Raw genomic sequence first — 19446 nt, 5'->3', positions numbered from 1 at the left:
ACTCCGGAGCATAATCAAAGGGCGAAGTGTACCGCTATTCGCCCTGGTTATAAACGCCCGGTTAACGCATAACGATAAGGTGATCGGAACCCGCCGGTAACCCGTCAGGTTTCACATTCTCCAGACGCAGCACGTTGCCCATAATCTCGCTGAAGACAGGTGCGGAAACGGCACCGCCGTAATAGGCACCATTTTGCGGATCGTTAATCACCACCACCAGGGCAAAGCGCGGATCGCTGGCGGGCGCAACGCCGGCCGTATAGGCAACGTATTTATCGACGTACTTTCCGCTGTCGTCAATTTTCTTCGCCGTACCGGTTTTCACCGCCACCCGGTAATCACGAACGGCGGCCTTAACCCCCCCGCCGCCGGGCAGCGCAACGCTCTCCATCATGTGCTCCACTTCGTGCGCGATCTCTTCCGGCATGACGCGGTGCCCGATAACGGGTGGATCGATACGCGTAATCGAGAGAGGTCGCTCAAGCCCGAAGCCGCCGATCGTGGCGTAGACGTGCGCCAGCTGGAGCGGCGTCACCATCAGCCCGTAGCCGAAGGCAAAGGTCGCGCGATCGAGCTGGCTCCAGTATTTACGATTTGGCAACAGCCCCGCGCTCTCGCCCGTTAAGCCAAGCCCCGTATTCGTGCCAAATCCAAAGTTGCGATAGGTATCAATAAGATGCTGGACAGGCATTGCCAGGGACAGTCGTGACACGCCGGTGTCGCTCGATTTTTGCAGGATCCCGGTCATCGTCAGTTCAGGATAATAGCCAACGTCGCGGATACGATGCCCGTCAAGGGTATACGGGTGAGTGTCAATCACGCTGTCTGGCTGGACCAGTCCCTGCTGCAGGGCCGTCATCAGCACCAGCGGCTTGACTGTCGAACCGGGCTCGAACGTATCGCTGATGGCGCGATTGCGGAAATCGTTTATCGTCGCGCCTTCCCGATTATTGGGGTTGAAATCCGGATAGCTCGCCATGGCGAGTATTTCCCCGGTTGGAATATTAATTAGCACCGATGCACCAGACTCGGCCTTGTTCCAGGCCACGGCATTATCGAGCGCATCTTCGGTGATGGTTTGCAGCCGCTCGTCGATACTTAACTGGATGTTATGCGCCGGTGCAGGCGCCACTTCCGTCAGGTTTTCAACCACGCGACCGTATCGGTCTTCCCTTACCTGCCGCACACCCGGCTTACCGGTCAGCTGAGCGTTAAAGCTTTTTTCCACGCCTTCAATGCCCTGCCCGTCAATATTGGTGAAGCCAATCAGGTTCGCTGCCACATGGCCGGCAGGATAAAAACGGCGTGACTCGTCGCGTAAATTGATGCCGGGCAGATTCAGCTTATCGATCCACTTCGCCTGAGCAGGATCGACCTGACGGGCAAGATAAATAAAACGCCCCTGCGGGTTGGCGTTGATTCGCGCCGAAAGTGTGCCCAGGGAGAGATGCAGCGCATTTGCCAACGCCTGCCAGCGTTCATCAACGCCAACGCCCCCTTTTGCCAGCACCGTTTTAGGGTCGGCCCAGACGGCCCGGACGGGCACGCTCACCGCCAGGGGGCGACCTTCGCGATCCATTATCATGCCCCGCGGCGCATCAATCGCCAGCTGGCGGAGGGAACGCATATCTTCCTGCTTCACCAGATTGTCAGGCTTGATGATTTGCAGCCAGGCAACGCGGCCCAGCAAAAAAGCCAGACTACAAAAAATAGCTAAACAGAGCAGCACAAAACGCGCCGGCGTGAAATTGCCAGCGGTCGTTATCAATTTCTTCTTCACCTGAACCCCAGGACTGTTAAACAACGCCCTGATTTAACGGGAAAAGATGGGGTTAAGGTGGCAAAACAGTGCTACTAACCTCGCAGCTTTGCAACAAGTTACTAACAAGACCGCAAATGGTAATATTTTGAAAGATAAAGGACATAAAAAAGCCCCGCGTTATGCGAGGCTTTATGTCTGAGATTGAAGTGCTAAGCGCTTCAGTCAGCAGCGGTTCGATCAGATAGCAGTTACGTTAACTGCAGCTGGGCCTTTCTGGCCGTCCTGAATTTCGAACTCAACGTTCTGGCCTTCAGCCAGAGTTTTGAAGCCGTTACCCTGGATTGCAGAGAAGTGTACGAACACGTCTTTGCTGCCGTCAGCAGGAGTAATGAAACCAAAACCTTTAGACTCGTTGAACCACTTAACTTGACCTTTAATCTTTGCCATTTTGCAAAATTCCTTAGAGTGTTTTCTTAGCCCGCAGGCATTAACTGAGATAAAACTGAGACATTACTGCATGAGGCACTAATATAAGGTTCGGCAGAGAAGCGGTATTCAACGACAACGTGTTTACTCAGGACTTCTTTACTGAAAATGCCACACATAAACAGAACTGTACCTCGTTTGACCCAAAACGTGTTATCACACACTATGTTTAATATGGCAAGCCATTTTTAAACATGTCTCGATCCGCCGCACAAATTCGAACAGTGCCTGTCAGGTTTTGCACAATTATGCGCATCACTTACAGACAGCTCTGCTGCGTAACAAAGACCCAGCGTTGCTTTCACAAGCGCTGTAATCTAAGACTTTTTTAACATAGCTCAATCATTACGAAGCGTCCAGCAACCGGGAAAAGAAATCTTACGTCCTGATTGAGTTAGAACAATTTGTGAAAACTTATGCTTAAATCATTGTAACGCGACCAAATTGTTTCAGACAAAAAACACTGTTAATAACCCGCGCCGACCTGTATTAAAATGCACCAACTAATAAACAGTGTTATGCACCAAAATAATGAAATTTTTATGACTCTGCATCAAAAGAAGGCAAGCAAAACGTTTCGATAAAAATAAAACATTCCTGAACGCGTTTTCAGACAGAATATATGCACTACGTTATCGCTTCGTTTATAAGGATAAATATTCACCAACTTTCAGTATCCTGAAAGAATGATTAACTGGTGCTAAATTATCTAGCGAGTCAGTTAACTCCCGCACAGGTTCATCGAGGGATTCCTCTGCCAGTTCAAACACGCCCCAGTGAATGGGAAACGCCAGAGGGCAGCCCAGCTGCTGCCACAATGCCACCGCAGATTGCGGATCCATATGATGGACAGCCATGAACCAGCGTGGGGCATAGGCTCCAATCGGTAACGCGGCAGCATCTATATGGCCCAGACGTTCAGGTATCAACAGCAGCTCTGGCGAATACCCCGTATCTCCGCTGAACCAGAAACGATGATGTCGACCTTCCATAACCCAGCCGCACCATAATGAGCGATTGCGGTTCCATGGCGTGCGCATACTCCAGTGCTGTGCCGGTACGGCGGTTAGCGTCATCCCCTGCCAGGTGAAGCTCTGCCACCAGTCGAGCTCAACCACGCGTTTTGCCCCCCGGCGGCGAAACCAGCCGGCCAGGCCCAGCGGAACAAAAAAACTGACCTCGGGGAAGCGTTTGAGAATACGGCGAATGGTCGCGTCATCAAGATGATCGTAATGATTATGGGAGATGACGACCGCATCAAGCTGATGGAGTTGATCGACTGACAGCGCGGGAGGCGTTTTGCGCTGTGGTCCCAGGAAAGGGAGTGGAGAAGCGCGCCGTGAAAAAACCGGATCGGTAAGGATGATATTGCCGTCCAGCTGCAGCATCACGCTGGCGTGTCCCAGCCACCATACCCCATCTTCATGAGGTTGCGTAAGCTCAACCGGTTGCCACCACTGTTGGATAAAGTCTTCATAACCCAGCGCGGGTGGCTTCGGTAAACCGGCCTCTTTACGGGCTTTGCGCCAACGGTCAAGGTCGCCGGGTTGATGTCCAACAGGATCGGTATTACGAAAACCATTCGGAGTGTGATGTTTCAGGGAGGGGTCATACCAGGGATTTTTCCAGACCACAGCCACCTCCCGGACAAAAGATTAACGCTCAGCCACCAGGCGGATAAAGTCGTCTTCGTCTTTGTTATCTTCAGCGACCGCGTCTTTCGGCGCGTCTTTCTCTTCCGGTTCGTTAGCCTCACACAGACGGCGCAGCAGCGCATTCTGACGTTTTTGCTGATCGAGAAGCGCTTCCAGCAGTTCAATCTGCTCGTTAGTACGGGAACTGGCGCGGTTCACGAAAAACCAGATGACCAAGCCCACAAGCAGAACAACCAAAGAAATCATCAGGGATGCCATATTCAGCAGCCCTGAATTCAGTAACTCACCCATTTCACCACCTCAATAAAAACGTCTATTTTACCACTGGCGCGAAGGAAGGAAATCACCTTGAGAAAAAATGCGTATTACCACGGAATAAACTTATTGATTGCGCAAACGCCGCTAAAAAACTGTACATCCTGATCGCACATCACGTTGATCGTCTGCGTCCATAACACCACGCACGCTATCAGCACGATAATCAGAATTACCCAGCGTATTTTTTTCACTCCACACTCCGTCTAAAAACCTGATGTAACGAGGTTATCACGCTTATCTTAAACAAGGACTAACTGTACCGCCATCGCGCTTTTTTTCAGAATCCTGCACTTGTTTCATCGTGTAAACCCTTTACGCTAGCTTTATGATAACAACGACAAAAGAGGTTAATGATGCGCTTCATCATTCGAACAATTATTGCGCTGGCCATCGTCTGGATTGGCCTTCTGCTCACGGGTTACGGTGTGCTAGTGGGAAGCACCGAGAACGCAGCCGGGTTAGGGATTCAATGTAAATATTTAACAGCACAGGGCGTGAGCACTGCGCAATATTTGCATACTGACAGCGGGATCGTTGGCTTGACCCACTGTCCGGTCCTGCGTAAGACATCCGTCGTGATTGATAATGGCTAATCGGCCGGTGAAATGACTTGCAAAAAAAACGCCGCAACAGATGCGGCGTTTTTTTATACGAGCAGAGATTAAAACGGGTAGTCGTGGTAACCCATCTGTTCAGAAATCTTACGTGCGGCAGTGTGCAGAATAGCCACATACTCATGCAGGCGCTCTTCGGAGAAGCGTAAGGTCGGGAAGGAGATACTCAAGCCCGCGATCACAACCCCAAAGCGGTCAAATACCGGAACGCCGATGCAGCGAAGCCCCTCTTCCTGCTCTTCGTTATCTTCGCCATAGCCCTGTTCGCGTACGCGATCGAGCACCGTTAACAGCGCGTCCGTGCTGGTAATGGTTCGGGAAGTACTTTGCTTGTATTCCACGCCTTCGAGGATCTGCTTCACTTCTTCACGATCGCGCCACGCCAGCAGAACCTTACCAATCGCGGTACTGTAGAGCGGGTTGCGACGACCAATGCGCGAATACATGCGCAGATTGTACATGGAGTCGATTTTATGGATGTACACAATGCTGTCTTCATCCAACGCGCCGAGATGGATTGTCTCTTTGGTCAGGCGAGAGATTTCACGCATCTGAATATCAGCGCTGCGGATCAGGTCAACATTTTGTAGCGCACGGGCGCCCAGCTCAAACAGCTTCAGCGTCAGAGAGTATTTTTCAGATTCGCCTTCCTGGGCTACGTAGCCCAGCGACTTCATGGTTTGCAAAAAGCGATATACGGTGCTTTTAGACATCATCACGCGCTGCGACAACTCTGTAATACCTATTTCACGCTCTTCCCCCAGCGCCTGTAAGATACCAAACACCTTCAGCACGGAAGAAACAGAATCTGGCTGTTTATCCAAATCCGCAATAGCCATTTACCACCTCATAGAGAGTGTTTTATAAAAATCAGAACCGGTTTTTATTATAAGTTCCCGTCATGTCACCTGCAATCAATCCGCGTTTACTTCGTTACAAATCTGCGACATATCGCGGCTGTAACAATGCTAAAATAGTTACCCTGAGAATAATTTCACGCTGAGCTTTTTTAATCCTAATGGAAAAGACCCTTTCCGATGGCCTGCCTTTACCCCAGCGGTATGGCGCTATAGCGACCATCATTATCGGTATCTCAATGGCCGTCCTTGACGGCGCAATCGCGAACGTTGCCCTGCCAACCATCGCCAGCGACCTGCATGCCTCTCCCGCCAGTTCGATATGGATCGTTAACGCCTATCAGATTGCGATTGTGGTTTCCCTGCTCTCGTTCTCTTTCCTGGGCGATATGTTCGGTTACCGTCGGGTGTATCAGTGCGGTCTAGTGGTTTTCACCTTCACGTCCTTGCTATGCGCCCTTTCAGTTTCACTGCATACCCTGACGCTTGCCCGCATCGCGCAGGGTTTTGGCGGCGCGGCGCTCATGAGCGTAAACACGGCGTTGATCCGCTTAATTTATCCGCAGCGTCATCTGGGTCGCGGCATGGGGATAAACTCGTTTATTGTCGCCGTCTCTTCCGCCGCCGGGCCAACTATTGCGGCGGCGATCCTTTCCGTTGCGTCATGGCAATGGCTGTTTGCTATTAACGTGCCGCTGGGCATTGTCGCTATATTCTTTGCCCTGCGCTTTCTTCCCGCTAACGGCCCTAAAAGCACCATGCCGCGCTTCGATGTGGCGAGTGCGGTGATGAATGCCCTGACCTTTGGCCTGCTGATTACGGCGCTGAGCGGCTTTGCGCAGAGGCAGTCTCTGATGCTTACCGCCGCGGAGCTCATCGCCCTGCTGGCGATCGGCTTCTTCTTTGTTCGCCGCCAGCTCACTCTCCCCGTGCCTTTGCTGCCGGTCGATCTGCTGCGTATTCCCCTCTTTTCCCTCTCCATTTGCACGTCCGTCTGCTCGTTCTGCGCCCAGATGCTGGCTCTGGTTTCTCTGCCCTTCTTTCTGCAGAGCGCGATCGGCCGTTCAGAAGTGGAGACCGGCCTGCTGTTAACCCCCTGGCCGCTGGCGACCATGGTGATGGCTCCGCTGGCAGGTTACTTAATTGAACGCGTCCATGCCGGTTTATTGGGAGCGTTGGGGCTGGCGGTGATGGCGACAGGCCTGTTCGCGCTGGCTCTGCTACCGTCATCGCCAACCGATCTGGACATCATCTGGCGCATGATCCTGTGCGGCGCAGGGTTTGGCCTGTTCCAGTCTCCTAACAATCACACCATTATCACCTCCGCGCCGCGCCATCGCAGCGGTGGTGCCAGCGGCATGCTGGGGACCGCGCGCCTTCTGGGGCAAAGCACAGGTGCGGCACTGGTTGCCCTGATGTTTAACCTCGCCGGACAAAACGGCAACCACGTTGCGCTTCTCACCGCGGGAGCCCTTGCTTCCCTCGCGGCGGTCATCAGCGGCCTGCGGGTGACCCAGCCCAAAGTTCAGGCATAAAAAAAACCGGGCGGAGTGTTCTCCTGCCCGGCTTATTAGGGTTCTTAGCGTTACTTCAGGTATTCCCCACTGCGCAGCGCTTCGATACGTTTATCCAGCGGCGGGTGAGACATAAACAGCTCGCTCAGCGATTTGGATTTACCGTTAATGCAGAAGGCCATCATGCTGTTCGCTTCCTGCGGCTCGTAGCTGGTTTTCAGACGCTGCAGCGCGGCAATCATCTTCTCACGACCAACAAGCTTCGCCGAGCCGGCATCCGCGTGGAATTCACGGTGGCGGGAGAACCACATGGTGATGATGCTGGCCAGAATACCGAATACCAGTTCCAGAACCATCGAAACGGCGAAGTAGATCAGCGGGTTGCCGTTGCTCTCTTCACCTTCGTCACGGTTGCCGCCCATAAAGCCTGCCGCGATCTGCGCCAGAATACGGGAGATGAAGATCACGAAGGTGTTCACCACGCCCTGAATCAGGGTCATGGTCACCATGTCACCGTTGGCGATATGGCTGATTTCGTGGGCAATAACCGCTTCGGCTTCGTCACGGCTCATGTTCTGCAGCAATCCGGTGCTGACGGCAACCAGTGACGCATCGCGACGGGCGCCCGTCGCGAAAGCGTTGATGTCCGGGGCATGGTAAATCGCCACCTGCGGCATGGCGATCCCGGCCTGACGGGATTGCTGAGCCACCGTATTCATCAGCCACTGTTCCATATCGTTACGCGGCTGTTCAATAACCTCACCACCCACCGATTTCAGTGCCATCCACTTCGACATCAGCAGGGAGATGAACGAGCCACCAAAACCAAACAGCAGCGCCATAATCAACAGACCCTGAACGCTGCTCGACTGAATTCCTGTCAGGCTTAGCACGAGCCCGAAAACCACCATGACCGCCAGGTTGGTGAGCAGGAAGAGCGCGATTCGCATCATAATTTTCTTTTTACCTCAGTTTAACAAAACGCACTATGCGATTACCCACATCGTATGGGTATTGCGGCTATTTTCAAGCATCCGGCGGGCGTAAGTCACCAGAAAGACACAACTTTACACAATTGGAAATCTGGCTGACGGAAGGATGAAGAACAAAAAGAAACAGGCACAATTCCTTGTGCCTGTTGGGTGATTATTTTGCCGGAGCGGGCTGTACGGCAGGTTTCTCTTTTTCCTGATTCGCCAGGTCGAGAGCGATATGCACCGTCTCGTCCAGATACGGATCCGGCTCCTGGTAATCTTTTGGCAGATCGTCCAGTTTTTTGAGCAGAGGCTTACCTTCGCGCCTGAAGCGATCGTTGATACGCGCCAGGCGGGTTGCATCGTCTTCGTTATTCTCTTTCTCACGCTGTGCGTAGTTCAGAGAAACGATATTCCGCTTATCTTTCAGGGCATTGAATCGTGCAATGTCCTTCATGATGTACTGGAACTCCGGATCTTTCGCGATGCGGTCGTTATGCGCTTTCAGCAGTTCAGGGCCAAATTGCGTCATATCACCCGCTTTCACGTAGGTCGCGGCATTGATGCTGTCCCACGGCAAGGCGTTATCTTCAAACTTCTCGCCGGTTTCGGTCTCTTCCGTGCCTGTCGGCATCATGATGTCCGGCGTTACGCCCTTACGCTGCGTACTGCCGCCGTTCACGCGGTAGAATTTCTGAATGGTGTACTGAACCGAGCCCAGCGCAGGCCATTCCGGACGCAGCATCTGATCGTAAATACGATTCAAAGAGCGATACTGCTGAACGGTACCTTTACCGAAGGTTGGCTCACCGACGATCAGCGCGCGGCCATAGTCCTGCATTGCAGCGGCAAAGATTTCAGACGCGGAAGCACTGAAGCGGTCAACCAGGACCACCAGCGGGCCTTTGTAGTAGACCACACCGTCGTTGTCGGCATCTTCTCGCACTTTACCGTTGTTATCGCGCACCTGAACCACAGGACCAGAAGGAATGAACAGACCGGAGAGTGAAACCGCTTCCGTCAGCGCCCCGCCGCCGTTACTGCGCAGGTCGATGATAATGCTGCTGACGTTCTGCTTTTCAAGCTTCTGCAGCTGAACCTTCACATCGTCAGTCAGCCCCACGTAGAAGCCCGGAATATCCAGAACACCCACCTTCTCTTTACCCACGGTTTTCACCGACATTTTCACCGCGCGGTCTTCCAGACGGATACGCTCGCGGGTCAGGGTAACGATACGGGTTTTGGTGCCTTTACCGGCAGGCAGAATTTCCAGACGAACCTTGCTGCCTTTCGGACCTTTGATCAGCGCAACCACGTCATCGAGACGCCAGCCGATCACGTCGACCATGTTCTGGCCTGTTTGTCCTACACCCACAATGCGATCGCCTACGCTAATCGCTTTGCTTTTGGATGCTGGGCCACCCGCGACCATGGAATTGATCACCGTGTAATCATCATCCATCTGCAGCACCGCGCCGATACCTTCCAGAGACAGGCTCATCTCGGTATTGAACTGTTCGGTGTTGCGTGGAGAGAGATAGTTGGTGTGCGGATCGATTTCGTGCGCAAAGGCGGTCATCGCGAGTGAGAAAACATCCTCACTGTTGGTCTGCGCCAGACGACGAATGGCGAATTTGTAACGACGCGTCAGCGTGTCACGGATCTCTTTTTCGTCTTTGCCGGTCAGCTTAAGACTCAGTTCGTCGTATTTAACTTTACCGTCCCACAGCGCATTCAACTCGGCCTCATCTTTCGGCCAGGGTGCTTTACTGCGATCCAGATTAAAGGTGTCAGTACCGGTGAAGTCCATCGGACGTTCCAGCACTTTCAGCGCGTACTGATAGCGTTCAAAGCGGCGCTTTTGCGACAGGTTGTAGAGATCGTAGAACAGATCCAGCTTGCCAGAACGCAACTCGTCACCCACCTCGGATTTGCGCTTAGCGAACTGCTCGACATCGCTGGCGAGCAAAACGTTATGGCTGTAATCCAGCAAGTTCAGATAGCGGTCAAAGATTTTGGCCGAAAAGGCCTGATCGAGATCGAACTGACGATAGTGCGAGCGGGTAAAACGTGAGGTCACGCGCTCGCTCACCGTCGCGTGCTGCGTCTCTTCCTTGAGAACCGGAATTTGATCAACACGCGTAATATCGTCCACTGCAAAAGCGTGACCTGTTATGGCAAACAGGCCCGCCAGCGCGGTGAGCTTAAAAAAAGTGTTCATGCCAGGCTTGGCCTCCGTTTCAGAACAACAAGTGTTCTGCGCGTACAATCATTGACATACCAGAAGTCAGCTGTACACGAACGCCATCTTTGGTGATTTCCAGTACGGTGGCGTCCATAGCATTGTTACCCGCTTTTACCTTCAGTGCCTGACCTACGCTCAGGGCGTTAATGTCAGAAACCGGCGTATGGCGCGGCTCTTCACGAGGGGCACGCGGGGCTTTTGCTGCTGGTTTGTCTGCACGCGGTTTGCGATCGTTATTATCGTGACGGCGCGGCGCAGGGCGTGGTTTACGCTCACGACGAGGCGCTTCTTCCTGGCCGTTTGCCGCTGCGGCTTCGCGTTTTTTCGCCTGCTGTTCTGCACGTTGTGCCTGAACGCGTGCTTTGGCTTCTTCAAGCTGCTTGCGCGCGTGCTCAACGTGCTGCTCGTCCAGCTCACCACACGGGTTGCCGTCGAGATCCACGCGGGTCGCGCCAGGTTTGATACCGTACAGGTAGCGCCAGCTCGAAGTATAAAGACGTAAGGCGGAACGCAGCTGAGTTTTGCTGAGGTTCATTTCCCCTTCAACACGCGCCACCAGATCCTGAAAAATACCGACTTTCAGGGGACGAGCTTCACCTTCCGCGCTGAAGCACTGCGGGAAACGCTCGGCCAGAAATGCGATAACTTCTTTACTGCTATTCAACTTAGGTTGATTTTCCATGAAATTTCCTGATTACAACGGACGTTGCCAACAAGCGCAGGCATGAACAGGCGTCATTATAATGACGCTATCAGTAAATGCTACGTTATCCGTTGATTATCCTGCGACGCTCGCAAAGAATTTTTGATAATCGGTTGCAGCGAGTACGTTTTCCAGATTCGCCACCAGCTCGCGCAGCCCCTGTTCGTCCTCGGTTGTAAAGCGACTGAAGACCGTACTGTCGATATCCAGAACGCCAATAATCTGATTTTTGAGCACCAGCGGCAGAACGATTTCAGAATTACTGGCGGCATCACAGGCAATGTGCCCGTCAAACGCATGAACGTCTTCCACACGCTGGACCTGATTTTCGGCCACCGCCGTGCCGCATACGCCACGCCCTACCGGAATACGCACGCAGGCCAGTTTGCCCTGGAACGGGCCGAGCACCAGCGTTTCACCTTCCAGGAGGTAAAAGCCGGCCCAGTTCACGTCAGAGAGACGTTCAAACAGCAATGCGCTAGTATTTGCCAGAGTGGCTAAGAAGCTGGTCTCACCCGCCATCAATGCCTTAAAATCGCGGTTCAGATCCGCGTAGAATTCTGTTTTGTTCATTATTCAATCACTTAGTTGTCTTACAAATTTACCGCATAGCCTATTAAAATAAGCATTAAATGCGCTCATGCTCAAGATGAATCCGTTCATGAGTTATTATAACTTTCAACAATACTTATTTGTGCGCAGCTGATGGCCTTAAAAACAACCAAAATTACGCCGACAAGAAAGATAACTGTCCATACGGTGAGCGAAGCTTTGCCACGTGCACATTATCAGCGTTGCCCCCAGTGCGATACGCTTTTTATGTTGCCGAAGATGAAATCGCACCAAAGTGCCTTTTGTCCGCGCTGCGACGCCAAAATTCGCGACGGCCGCGACTGGTCGCTCACCCGCCTCGCCGCCATGGCCGTCACCATGCTGCTGCTGATGCCCTTCGCCTGGAGCGAACCGCTGCTGAAACTCTACCTGCTTGGCGTACGCATTGACGCCAACGTGCTGCAGGGTATCTGGCAGATGACCCGTCAGGGCGATCCCATCACCGCTGCCATGGTGCTTTTCTGCACCGTTGGTGCGCCGCTGGTGCTGGTCGCCGCCATTGCCTATCTGTGGTTTGGTAATATTCTCGGCATGAACCTTCGCCCGGTTCTGCTGATGCTGGATAAGCTCAAAGAGTGGGTGATGCTGGATATTTATCTGGTGGGCGTGGGCGTTGCGTCAATAAAGGTGCAGGACTACGCCTTTTTGCAGCCCGGCATCGGACTTTTTGCTTTCATCAGCCTGGTATTGCTGAGCATCCTGACGCTGATCCACCTTAACGTTGAACAGCTCTGGGAGCGATTTTACCCTCAGCGCCCCGCCACGCGTCCTGATGAAAATCTGCGCGTCTGTCTGGGATGCCACTATACCGGCTTGCCCGACGCGCGTGGGCGCTGCCCGCGGTGTCACATTCCGTTGAGACTGCGGCGCAACAACAGCCTGCAAAAATGCTGGGCCGCGCTGATCGCCTCCCTGGTGTTTCTGATCCCAGCCAATATGCTGCCGATTTCCATCATTTACGTGAATGGCGGGCGTCAGGAGGATACTATCCTCTCCGGGATTATCTCCCTTGCGCACAGCAACGTCGGGGTGGCGGCGATCGTTTTTATTGCCAGTATCCTGGTTCCCTTTACCAAAGTGGTGGTGATGTTTACCCTGCTCATCAGCATTCACTTTAAGTGTGAACAAGGCTTACGGACCCGCATTCTGCTGCTGCGGTTCGTCACCTGGATTGGCCGCTGGTCAATGTTAGATCTGTTCGTGATTTCGCTGATGATGTCGCTCATCAATCGCGACCAGCTACTTGCTTTTACAATGGGACCCGCGGCTTTTTATTTCGGCTCTGCGGTGATATTGACTATTCTTGCTGTGGAATGGCTGGATAGCCGCTTACTTTGGGATGCACATGAGTCAGGAAACCCCCGCTTCGCCGACTGAAGCGAGAATTAAAACAAAACGCCGCATTTCGCCATTCTGGTTGCTGCCCGTCATCGCCCTGATGATTGCAGGCTGGCTGATCTGGACGAGCTATGAAGATCGCGGGAGTACCGTCACCATTGATTTCCAGACCGCCGACGGCATCGTCGCCGGGCGAACGCCCGTTCGCTTCCAGGGGGTTGAAGTGGGTACGGTTCAGGACATCTCCCTTGGAAAAGGGCTGAACAAGATTCAGGTGCGGGTCAGTATTAAATCTGACATGCAGGATGCCCTGCGCAGCGAAACGCAGTTCTGGCTGGTCACGCCAAAAGCGTCTCTGGCGGGCGTGTCAGGGCTGGATGCGCTCGTGGGCGGTAACTATATCGGCATGATGCCGGGTAAAGGAGAGCCGCAGGATCACTTTGTTGCCCTGGATACACAGCCCAAGTACCGCCTCAACAACGGCGATTTAATGATTCATCTGCAGGCGCCGGATCTCGGTTCTCTGAACAGCGGTTCGCTGGTCTATTTCCGCAAAATCCCGGTTGGCCGCGTGTACGATTACGCGATCAACCCGAATAAACAGGGCGTCACCATCGACGTGCTGATCGAGCGTCGCTTCACCAATCTGGTGAAAAAAGGCAGCCGCTTCTGGAACGTCTCCGGCGTGGATGCGGACGTCAGCCTGAGCGGTGCGAAAGTGAAGCTGGAGAGTCTGGCCGCGCTGGTGAATGGTGCCATTGCTTTTGACTCCCCGGAAAACTCAAGCCCTGCCACCGCGGATGACTCATTTGGATTGTACGCAGACCTGGCGCACAGCCAGCGCGGCGTGATCGTCAAACTCGCTCTGCCCGATGCTAAGGGGCTAAAAGCGGGTTCAACGCCGCTGATGTATCAGGGGTTGCAGGTTGGTCAGCTCACCAAAATGACGCTCAACCCGGGCGGCTCGGTCACAGGAGAAATGACTGTCGACCCGAGCGTGGTCGACCTCCTGCGCGAGAAAACGCGTATCGAAATGCGCAGTCCAAAGCTCTCCCTGAACGATGCCAGCCTCAGCACGCTGTTGACCGGCAATACGTTTGAGCTCATCCCCGGCGAAGGTGAGCCCAGCAATAGCTTCGTGATTGCCCCGGCGGATAAATCCCTGCTGCAAAAGCCGGGCGTAGTGACCGTCACGCTGAATGCGCCAGAAAGTTACGGAATCGAAGCCGGCCAGCCGTTAATTTTACACGGCGTGCAGGTCGGCCAGGTGCTGGAGCGTAAGCTCTCCGCGAATGGCGTGACCTTCTCGGTCGCCATCGATCCGCAGTACAGCGACCTGGTGCACGGTGACAGCAAATTCGTGGTGAACAGTCGCGTCGATGTGAAGGTGGGACTGGACGGCGTGGAATTCCTCGGCGCCAGCGCCAGCGAATGGGTTAACGGCGGCATCCGCATTCTGCCCGGTGATAAAGGCCCCGTTCGCGACAGCTATCCGCTGTATGCCAACCTGGAGAAAGCGGTTGAAAACAGCCTGAGCGATCTCCCTACCACCACGCTGACATTAAGCGCCGAGACGCTGCCGGACGTACAGGCAGGATCCGTGGTGCTGTATCGCAAGTTTGAAGTTGGGGAAGTGATCGCCGTTCGCCCGCGTGCGGACGCGTTTGATATCGAACTGCATATCAAGCCGGAGTACCGCAAGCTGCTGACGCCAAACAGCGTCTTCTGGGCCGAAGGCGGCGCGAAAGTTCAGCTTAACGGTAACGGGCTGACCGTGCAGGCCTCCCCGCTCTCACGCGCGCTGCGCGGCGCGATAAGCTTCGATAATCTCAGCGGCGCGGGGGCGAATCTGCGTAAAGGCGATAAGCGTATTCTCTTCCCGTCCGAAACCGCCGCACGCGCCGTGGGTGGACAGATTACCCTGCACGCGTTTGATGCCGGTAAGCTGGCGGAAGGCATGCCAATCCGCTATCTGGGCATTGATATTGGACAAATCCAGAAGCTGACGCTGATTACCTCGCGCAACGAGGTGCAGGCCACCGCCGTGCTGTACCCGGAATATGTGCAGACCTTCGCCCGCACGGGTTCGCGCTTCTCGGTGGTGACGCCGCAGATCTCGGCCGCGGGCGTTGAGCATCTCGACACCATTTTGCAGCCGTACATCAACGTTGAGCCGGGCCAGGGCAATGCCCGTCGTGATTTCGAACTGCAGGAAGCCACGATCACCGACTCGCGCTACCTTGGCGGCCTGAGCATCGTGGTGGAAGTGCCGGAAGCGGGCTCGCTGAGCATCGGCACGCCGGTTCTGTTCCGCGGCATTGAAGTGGGTACGGTCACGGGCCTGACGCTCGGTACGCTCTCCGACCGCGTAATGGTGGCGTTACGCATCAGCGAACGCTACCAGCACCTGGTCCGTAATAACTCGGTATTCTGGCTGGCATCCGGCTATTCGCTGGACTTTGGCCTGACGGGAGGCGTGGTGAAAACCGGCACCTTCAACCAGTTCATTCGCGGCGGTATCGCGTTTGCCACGCCGCCGGGCACGCCGCTGGCGCCGAAAGCGCAGCCGGGTAAACACTTCCTGCTGCTCGAAAGCGAACCGAAAGAGTGGCGCGAATGGGGAACCGCCCTGCCGCGTTAATCTGACAGGCTCCGGTGTCAACGCACCGGAGCCTTTATGTTACACTGCGCACCTGAACTTTTCCCTGTGGTGTGCCCGTGGCTCAAAACTCCGTATTTCTTCCTGAACAATTCCTGGCGCAGATGCGCGAGGCGCTTCCTTCTCACCTGTCGTTAGATGATTTTATCGCCGCCTGCCAGCGTCCGTTACGCCGAAGTATTCGCGTCAACACGCTGAAAATCAGCGTCGAGGATTTTCTGGCGCTGGTCTCGCCGTACGGCTGGCAGCTTACGCCGGTACCGTGGTGCGCCGAGGGGTTCTGGATCGAACGCGATGACGAAGCCTCGCTGCCGCTGGGCAGTACCGCTGAACATCTGAGCGGCCTGTTCTATATTCAGGAAGCCAGCTCGATGCTGCCGGTGGCCGCCCTGTTCGCCGATGGCAATGCGCCTGAACGCGTGATGGATGTTGCCGCCGCTCCTGGCTCAAAAACCACGCAAATTGCCGCCCGAATGGGTAACCACGGGGCGATCCTCGCCAACGAGTTTTCCGCCAGCCGCGTGAAGGTGCTGCATGCCAACATCAGCCGCTGCGGTATTCATAATGTTGCCCTGACGCACTTCGACGGACGCGTGTTTGGCGCCGCTTTACCGGAAGCCTTCGATGCCATTCTGCTGGACGCGCCCTGCTCCGGCGAAGGGGTGGTGCGTAAAGATCCCGACGCGTTAAAAAACTGGTCAGTTGAGAGCAACCTTGAGATCGCCGCCACGCAGCGCGAGCTGATCGACAGCGCATTTCACGCGTTGCGCCCTGGCGGCACGCTGGTCTATTCAACGTGCACCTTAAACCGCGATGAAAACGAAGACGTCTGCCTGTGGCTGAAAGCGAACTACCCGGAGGCAGTTGAGTTCCTGCCGCTTAACGGCCTGTTCGCCTCGGCACAGGAGGCGGTCACGCCGGAGGGTTTCCTTCACGTGTTCCCGCAGATTTACGACTGCGAAGGTTTTTTTGTGGCGCGTTTGCGTAAAACGCAGGCGGTTCAGCCCCTGCCCGCACCTAAATTCAAGGTCGGCAACTTCCCGTTTTCCCCTCTTAAAGGCCGCGATGCAGCACAGCTTGAAGCCGCCGCCAAAAAGGTCGGACTGGTCTGGGATGAGAGCCTGCACCCCTGGATGCGTGATAAAGAGATATGGCTGTTCCCGGCACAGATCGAGCCGCTCATCGGAAAGGTCCGTTTTTCGCGAATCGGGATCCGCCTGGCGGAAGTGCATAATAAAGGGTATCGCTGGCAGCATGAGGCCGTTATCGCCCTTGCCGGACGCGAGAATACCTTTGCCCTGACGCATCAGGAAGCCGAAGAGTGGTACCGTGGCCGCGATGTCTATCCGGACAGCACGCCATCAGGCGATGAAGTGATAGTGACGTATCAGGGATATCCGCTGGGGGTGGCAAAAAAGGTCGGCTCAAGGCTGAAAAACAGCTATCCGCGCGAGCTGGTTCGGGACGGCCGTCTGTTTACCGGTAACGATCGCACAGCCTGAAAAAAAGCGCATTTTTTTACTGGCGATTTTGCTCTCCTTGTCTACGATCAAAAATGGGTGATCGCACTGGTCATACCAGATTTTGACAACCGACCCGGAGAGCACTATGACGAAAACCAGCGTGCGTATTGGCGCTTTTGAGATCGACGACGCAGAGCTGCGCGGCGAAGCACAAGGCGATCGAACGTTAAGTATTCCCTGCAAATCCGACCCGGATTTGTGCATGCAGCTCGATGCATGGGATGCAGACACCAGCGTCCCGGCAATACTTGATGGCGAACATTCTGTCCTTTACCGTGAGCATTACGATAGTAAAACCGATGCCTGGGTCATGCGTCTTGCCTGACCTAAAGAGAACCCGCCCGAAGGCGGGTTATTTATTACTGCAGCTGCGCCAGCGTAAAGTAACCGTCGAAAACAGCCCCCGTATCAATGTAGTGAAGATTATTAAAATCATACCTTCTGTCGAGAGGCGTATGCCCAAACCAGAAATGATCCGCGCCGCTGATGCCCTCTCCTTTGCCCACCATAAATCCCATCAGCCTGTCGCGGTTCCATAAGACGCGCTGGGCACTGACCGGTTTTTGCCACCGGTATTCCGCGGCAGGATAATCAGCATGGGCAATCACATTCAGACCGTTCGCACAGGTTATCTCGATGATATGCGGTAAATCGCGACAGGCGTCGAGCAACGACAGGGCAAGCTGTTGCTGGTCGCGTTCAAGATGCGAAAACCATATTCCGCCATTCATCGTCCAGAGTGAAAAATCGTTATTATCCAGACTGTCGAGAGCCATTTGCTCATGGTTTCCCCGCACGGCACGAAACCATTTTTCATGAATTAACTGCAGGCATTTAACGCTATCAGGGCCACGATCGATCACATCCCCGACCGAAATAAGTAAATCCTCATACGGGTTAAAGTGACGGCGTTTAAGTTCATCCATAAGCCACTGGTAACAACCGTGTATATCGCTGACAACCCAGACGTGACGCCACATCCCACCTTCAATTCGCTGATACATAGAACCTCCTTTAAACAGTATAGCCGCCGCAGAAAAGGCGACAGACCGGCGCGGTCGTCACGAAGTGAAACAAACGGTAAACCAAACAGAAATAAAGATCCTCGCGCTATTAATCCCTTTTTATTGGCTCTTTAGAATAAGGGTATAAAAAAAGAGGGGTCTTCACGTGTCTAATACGCACCTGCATAACGATGTTTTCTATCCGCATCGCACAAATATTATTTCCGAGCTGGTGAACGGCAAACGCGTGCCGGGTCCAATCTGGCGTAAACGCGAATATCGCCTGAAGTTCCTTTTACGCTCGCTTCTGTTCTGGTCTTCTACCCATCGCATGCTGGAAGCCCTTTCGGGTCGCGACGATTTCGACAGGCTGCTGGCCTCTCAAATTACGTTGCCCAGCAAGACCCACCGACAGTATCTGATGCGCGGCCTGACGGCTAACGATCGCGCCGACGCTATCGTCAACCATTACTACTGGATTGATAGCCTGAGAGAGAGCGGTCTCGCTCAGGCCCTGAGCAGCCCGCAGGAGCAAACCGTTGTGCAGTTCCACGCCAAAGACGGCGTAACCTATACGGTCAATGCTTCCTCTGCGGGGAAAGCCGAGCGCGAGGGCGAAAGCACCTTGTGGCTACGCGACAACGAGGATACGCTGCTGGCCAGCCTGACCTTCAGCGTCGCGCGCAGCAATGGTCAGCAAGTGATGGTCATCGGCGGCCTTCAGGGACCCCGTCGCAGCGTATCGCGAGACGTCATTAAGCAGGCCACCCGCGCCTGCCACGGCCTGTTCCCCAAACGAGTGTTGATGGAAGTCCTCTTCCAGCTGGCTGCACAGTCATCTGTCCGGGCGATTTTTGCCGTCAGCGATGAAGGGCACGTTTTCCGCGCGCTGCGATATCGCCTGAGCAAAGGCCGCCATTTCCATGCCAGCTACGATGAGTTTTGGGGATCTCTGGACGGTAAAAAGCTGTCAGCCTTCTGCTGGCAGTTGCCGCTGCACATGGAGCGTAAATCCCTGGAAGAGATTGCCAGTAAAAAACGTGCCGAATACCGCCGTCGCTTTGAGCTGCTCGATGAAATAGAGGCGTCCGTGAAGTCCCACTTTTAAGCCAGGCTGGCGTTTTCGCTCACTGCGTAGTGGATGTATTCTGTTTAAAAGAGGAATGATAAAGCAGCCCACTA

Annotated in this window: 18 protein-coding genes and 1 pseudogene; 7 read left to right on the top strand and 12 right to left on the bottom strand. The window is 54.3% G+C overall.

Going from position 1 to position 19446, the window contains the following annotated elements; translation table 11 throughout:
* Nucleotides 1-61: 61 nt before the first annotated feature.
* From ftsI to mgrB, 6 genes and pseudogenes are all read right to left on the bottom strand, one after another.
* A complete protein-coding gene (gene ftsI, locus M2422_RS01500; RefSeq protein WP_033145830.1) occupies nucleotides 62-1780 on the bottom strand; it encodes a peptidoglycan glycosyltransferase FtsI in 1719 nt (572 codons plus the stop codon).
* 219 nt (nucleotides 1781-1999) lie between these two features.
* Nucleotides 2000-2209 carry a transcription antiterminator/RNA stability regulator CspE gene (gene cspE, locus M2422_RS01495; RefSeq protein ID WP_001062678.1) on the bottom strand — a complete coding sequence of 70 codons (210 nt, stop codon included), beginning with the start codon at nucleotides 2207-2209 and terminating at the stop codon, nucleotides 2000-2002.
* Nucleotides 2210-2222: 13 nt separating this feature from the next.
* A pseudogene (locus M2422_RS01490) lies at nucleotides 2223-2367 on the bottom strand (DUF2627 domain-containing protein).
* Nucleotides 2368-2892: 525 nt separating this feature from the next.
* A complete protein-coding gene (locus M2422_RS01485; RefSeq protein ID WP_259139554.1) occupies nucleotides 2893-3882 on the bottom strand; it encodes an MBL fold metallo-hydrolase in 990 nt (329 codons plus the stop codon).
* 21 nt (nucleotides 3883-3903) lie between these two features.
* Nucleotides 3904-4194, bottom strand: coding sequence for a YebO family protein (locus tag M2422_RS01480; RefSeq protein ID WP_008500484.1), 291 nt, complete (start codon nucleotides 4192-4194; stop codon nucleotides 3904-3906).
* Nucleotides 4195-4268: 74 nt separating this feature from the next.
* The gene (gene mgrB, locus M2422_RS01475; protein ID WP_006175995.1) at nucleotides 4269-4412 is read right to left on the bottom strand and encodes a PhoP/PhoQ regulator MgrB; all 144 of its coding nucleotides are present in this window, start codon (nucleotides 4410-4412) and stop codon (nucleotides 4269-4271) included.
* 162 nt (nucleotides 4413-4574) lie between these two features.
* Here mgrB and M2422_RS01470 point away from each other — a divergent pair, with 162 nt between their 5' ends.
* Nucleotides 4575-4814: a YobH family protein gene (locus M2422_RS01470; protein ID WP_033145832.1), complete on the top strand. Its 240-nt coding sequence runs from the start codon at nucleotides 4575-4577 to the stop codon at nucleotides 4812-4814.
* Nucleotides 4815-4882: 68 nt separating this feature from the next.
* Here M2422_RS01470 and kdgR read toward each other — a convergent pair whose 3' ends face one another.
* Nucleotides 4883-5674, bottom strand: a complete 792-nt coding sequence (kdgR, locus tag M2422_RS01465) for a DNA-binding transcriptional regulator KdgR (RefSeq protein ID WP_023312208.1) — start codon at nucleotides 5672-5674, stop codon at nucleotides 4883-4885.
* Nucleotides 5675-5853: 179 nt separating this feature from the next.
* Between kdgR and M2422_RS01460 the strand changes: the two genes are divergently transcribed.
* On the top strand, nucleotides 5854-7227 hold the full coding sequence (locus M2422_RS01460) for an MFS transporter (RefSeq protein WP_064672714.1): 1374 nt from the start codon (nucleotides 5854-5856) through the stop codon (nucleotides 7225-7227).
* 50 nt (nucleotides 7228-7277) lie between these two features.
* Here M2422_RS01460 and htpX read toward each other — a convergent pair whose 3' ends face one another.
* The 4 genes from htpX to M2422_RS01440 all read right to left on the bottom strand — a co-directional run bounded on the left by htpX (nucleotide 7278) and on the right by M2422_RS01440 (nucleotide 11701).
* The gene (gene htpX, locus M2422_RS01455; RefSeq protein ID WP_014884290.1) at nucleotides 7278-8159 is read right to left on the bottom strand and encodes a protease HtpX; all 882 of its coding nucleotides are present in this window, start codon (nucleotides 8157-8159) and stop codon (nucleotides 7278-7280) included.
* A 193-nt stretch (nucleotides 8160-8352) separates the two neighbouring features.
* Nucleotides 8353-10401 carry a carboxy terminal-processing peptidase gene (gene prc / locus M2422_RS01450; RefSeq protein ID WP_064672715.1) on the bottom strand — a complete coding sequence of 683 codons (2049 nt, stop codon included), beginning with the start codon at nucleotides 10399-10401 and terminating at the stop codon, nucleotides 8353-8355.
* Between the two features lie 19 nt (nucleotides 10402-10420).
* Complete coding sequence (gene proQ / locus M2422_RS01445) at nucleotides 10421-11107, bottom strand: RNA chaperone ProQ (protein WP_014884292.1); 687 nt, start codon at nucleotides 11105-11107, stop codon at nucleotides 10421-10423.
* Between the two features lie 96 nt (nucleotides 11108-11203).
* On the bottom strand, nucleotides 11204-11701 hold the full coding sequence (locus M2422_RS01440) for a GAF domain-containing protein (RefSeq protein ID WP_064672716.1): 498 nt from the start codon (nucleotides 11699-11701) through the stop codon (nucleotides 11204-11206).
* Nucleotides 11702-11833: 132 nt separating this feature from the next.
* On the opposite strand from M2422_RS01440, the gene yebS reads away from it, so the two are divergent.
* The 4 genes from yebS (at nucleotide 11834) to M2422_RS01420 (ending at nucleotide 17585) form a co-directional block, all read left to right on the top strand.
* Nucleotides 11834-13117 carry a membrane integrity lipid transport subunit YebS gene (gene yebS / locus M2422_RS01435; protein ID WP_023312213.1) on the top strand — a complete coding sequence of 428 codons (1284 nt, stop codon included), beginning with the start codon at nucleotides 11834-11836 and terminating at the stop codon, nucleotides 13115-13117.
* Complete coding sequence (locus M2422_RS01430) at nucleotides 13086-15719, top strand: PqiB family protein (protein WP_033145835.1); 2634 nt, start codon at nucleotides 13086-13088, stop codon at nucleotides 15717-15719. Before yebS ends, M2422_RS01430 begins: the two co-directional genes overlap by 32 nt.
* A gap of 77 nt (nucleotides 15720-15796) precedes the next feature.
* Nucleotides 15797-17239 (top strand): 16S rRNA (cytosine(1407)-C(5))-methyltransferase RsmF, encoded by a 1443-nt coding sequence (gene rsmF, locus M2422_RS01425; RefSeq protein ID WP_064672717.1) that lies wholly within the window; start codon nucleotides 15797-15799, stop codon nucleotides 17237-17239.
* A 106-nt stretch (nucleotides 17240-17345) separates the two neighbouring features.
* Complete coding sequence (locus M2422_RS01420) at nucleotides 17346-17585, top strand: YebV family protein (protein ID WP_008500472.1); 240 nt, start codon at nucleotides 17346-17348, stop codon at nucleotides 17583-17585.
* A 34-nt stretch (nucleotides 17586-17619) separates the two neighbouring features.
* On the opposite strand, the gene pphA is transcribed toward M2422_RS01420, so the two are convergent.
* On the bottom strand, nucleotides 17620-18264 hold the full coding sequence (gene pphA / locus M2422_RS01415) for a protein-serine/threonine phosphatase (protein ID WP_033145837.1): 645 nt from the start codon (nucleotides 18262-18264) through the stop codon (nucleotides 17620-17622).
* A 166-nt stretch (nucleotides 18265-18430) separates the two neighbouring features.
* Here pphA and M2422_RS01410 point away from each other — a divergent pair, with 166 nt between their 5' ends.
* Nucleotides 18431-19372, top strand: coding sequence for a VirK/YbjX family protein (locus tag M2422_RS01410; RefSeq protein ID WP_064672718.1), 942 nt, complete (start codon nucleotides 18431-18433; stop codon nucleotides 19370-19372).
* Nucleotides 19373-19446: the final 74 nt, after the last annotated feature.

It is taken from the genome of Enterobacter sp. SLBN-59, from assembly GCF_024807915.1.
Lineage (GTDB): Bacteria > Pseudomonadota > Gammaproteobacteria > Enterobacterales > Enterobacteriaceae > Enterobacter > Enterobacter asburiae_B.
This window is presented reverse-complemented; position numbering and strand designations above follow the sequence as displayed.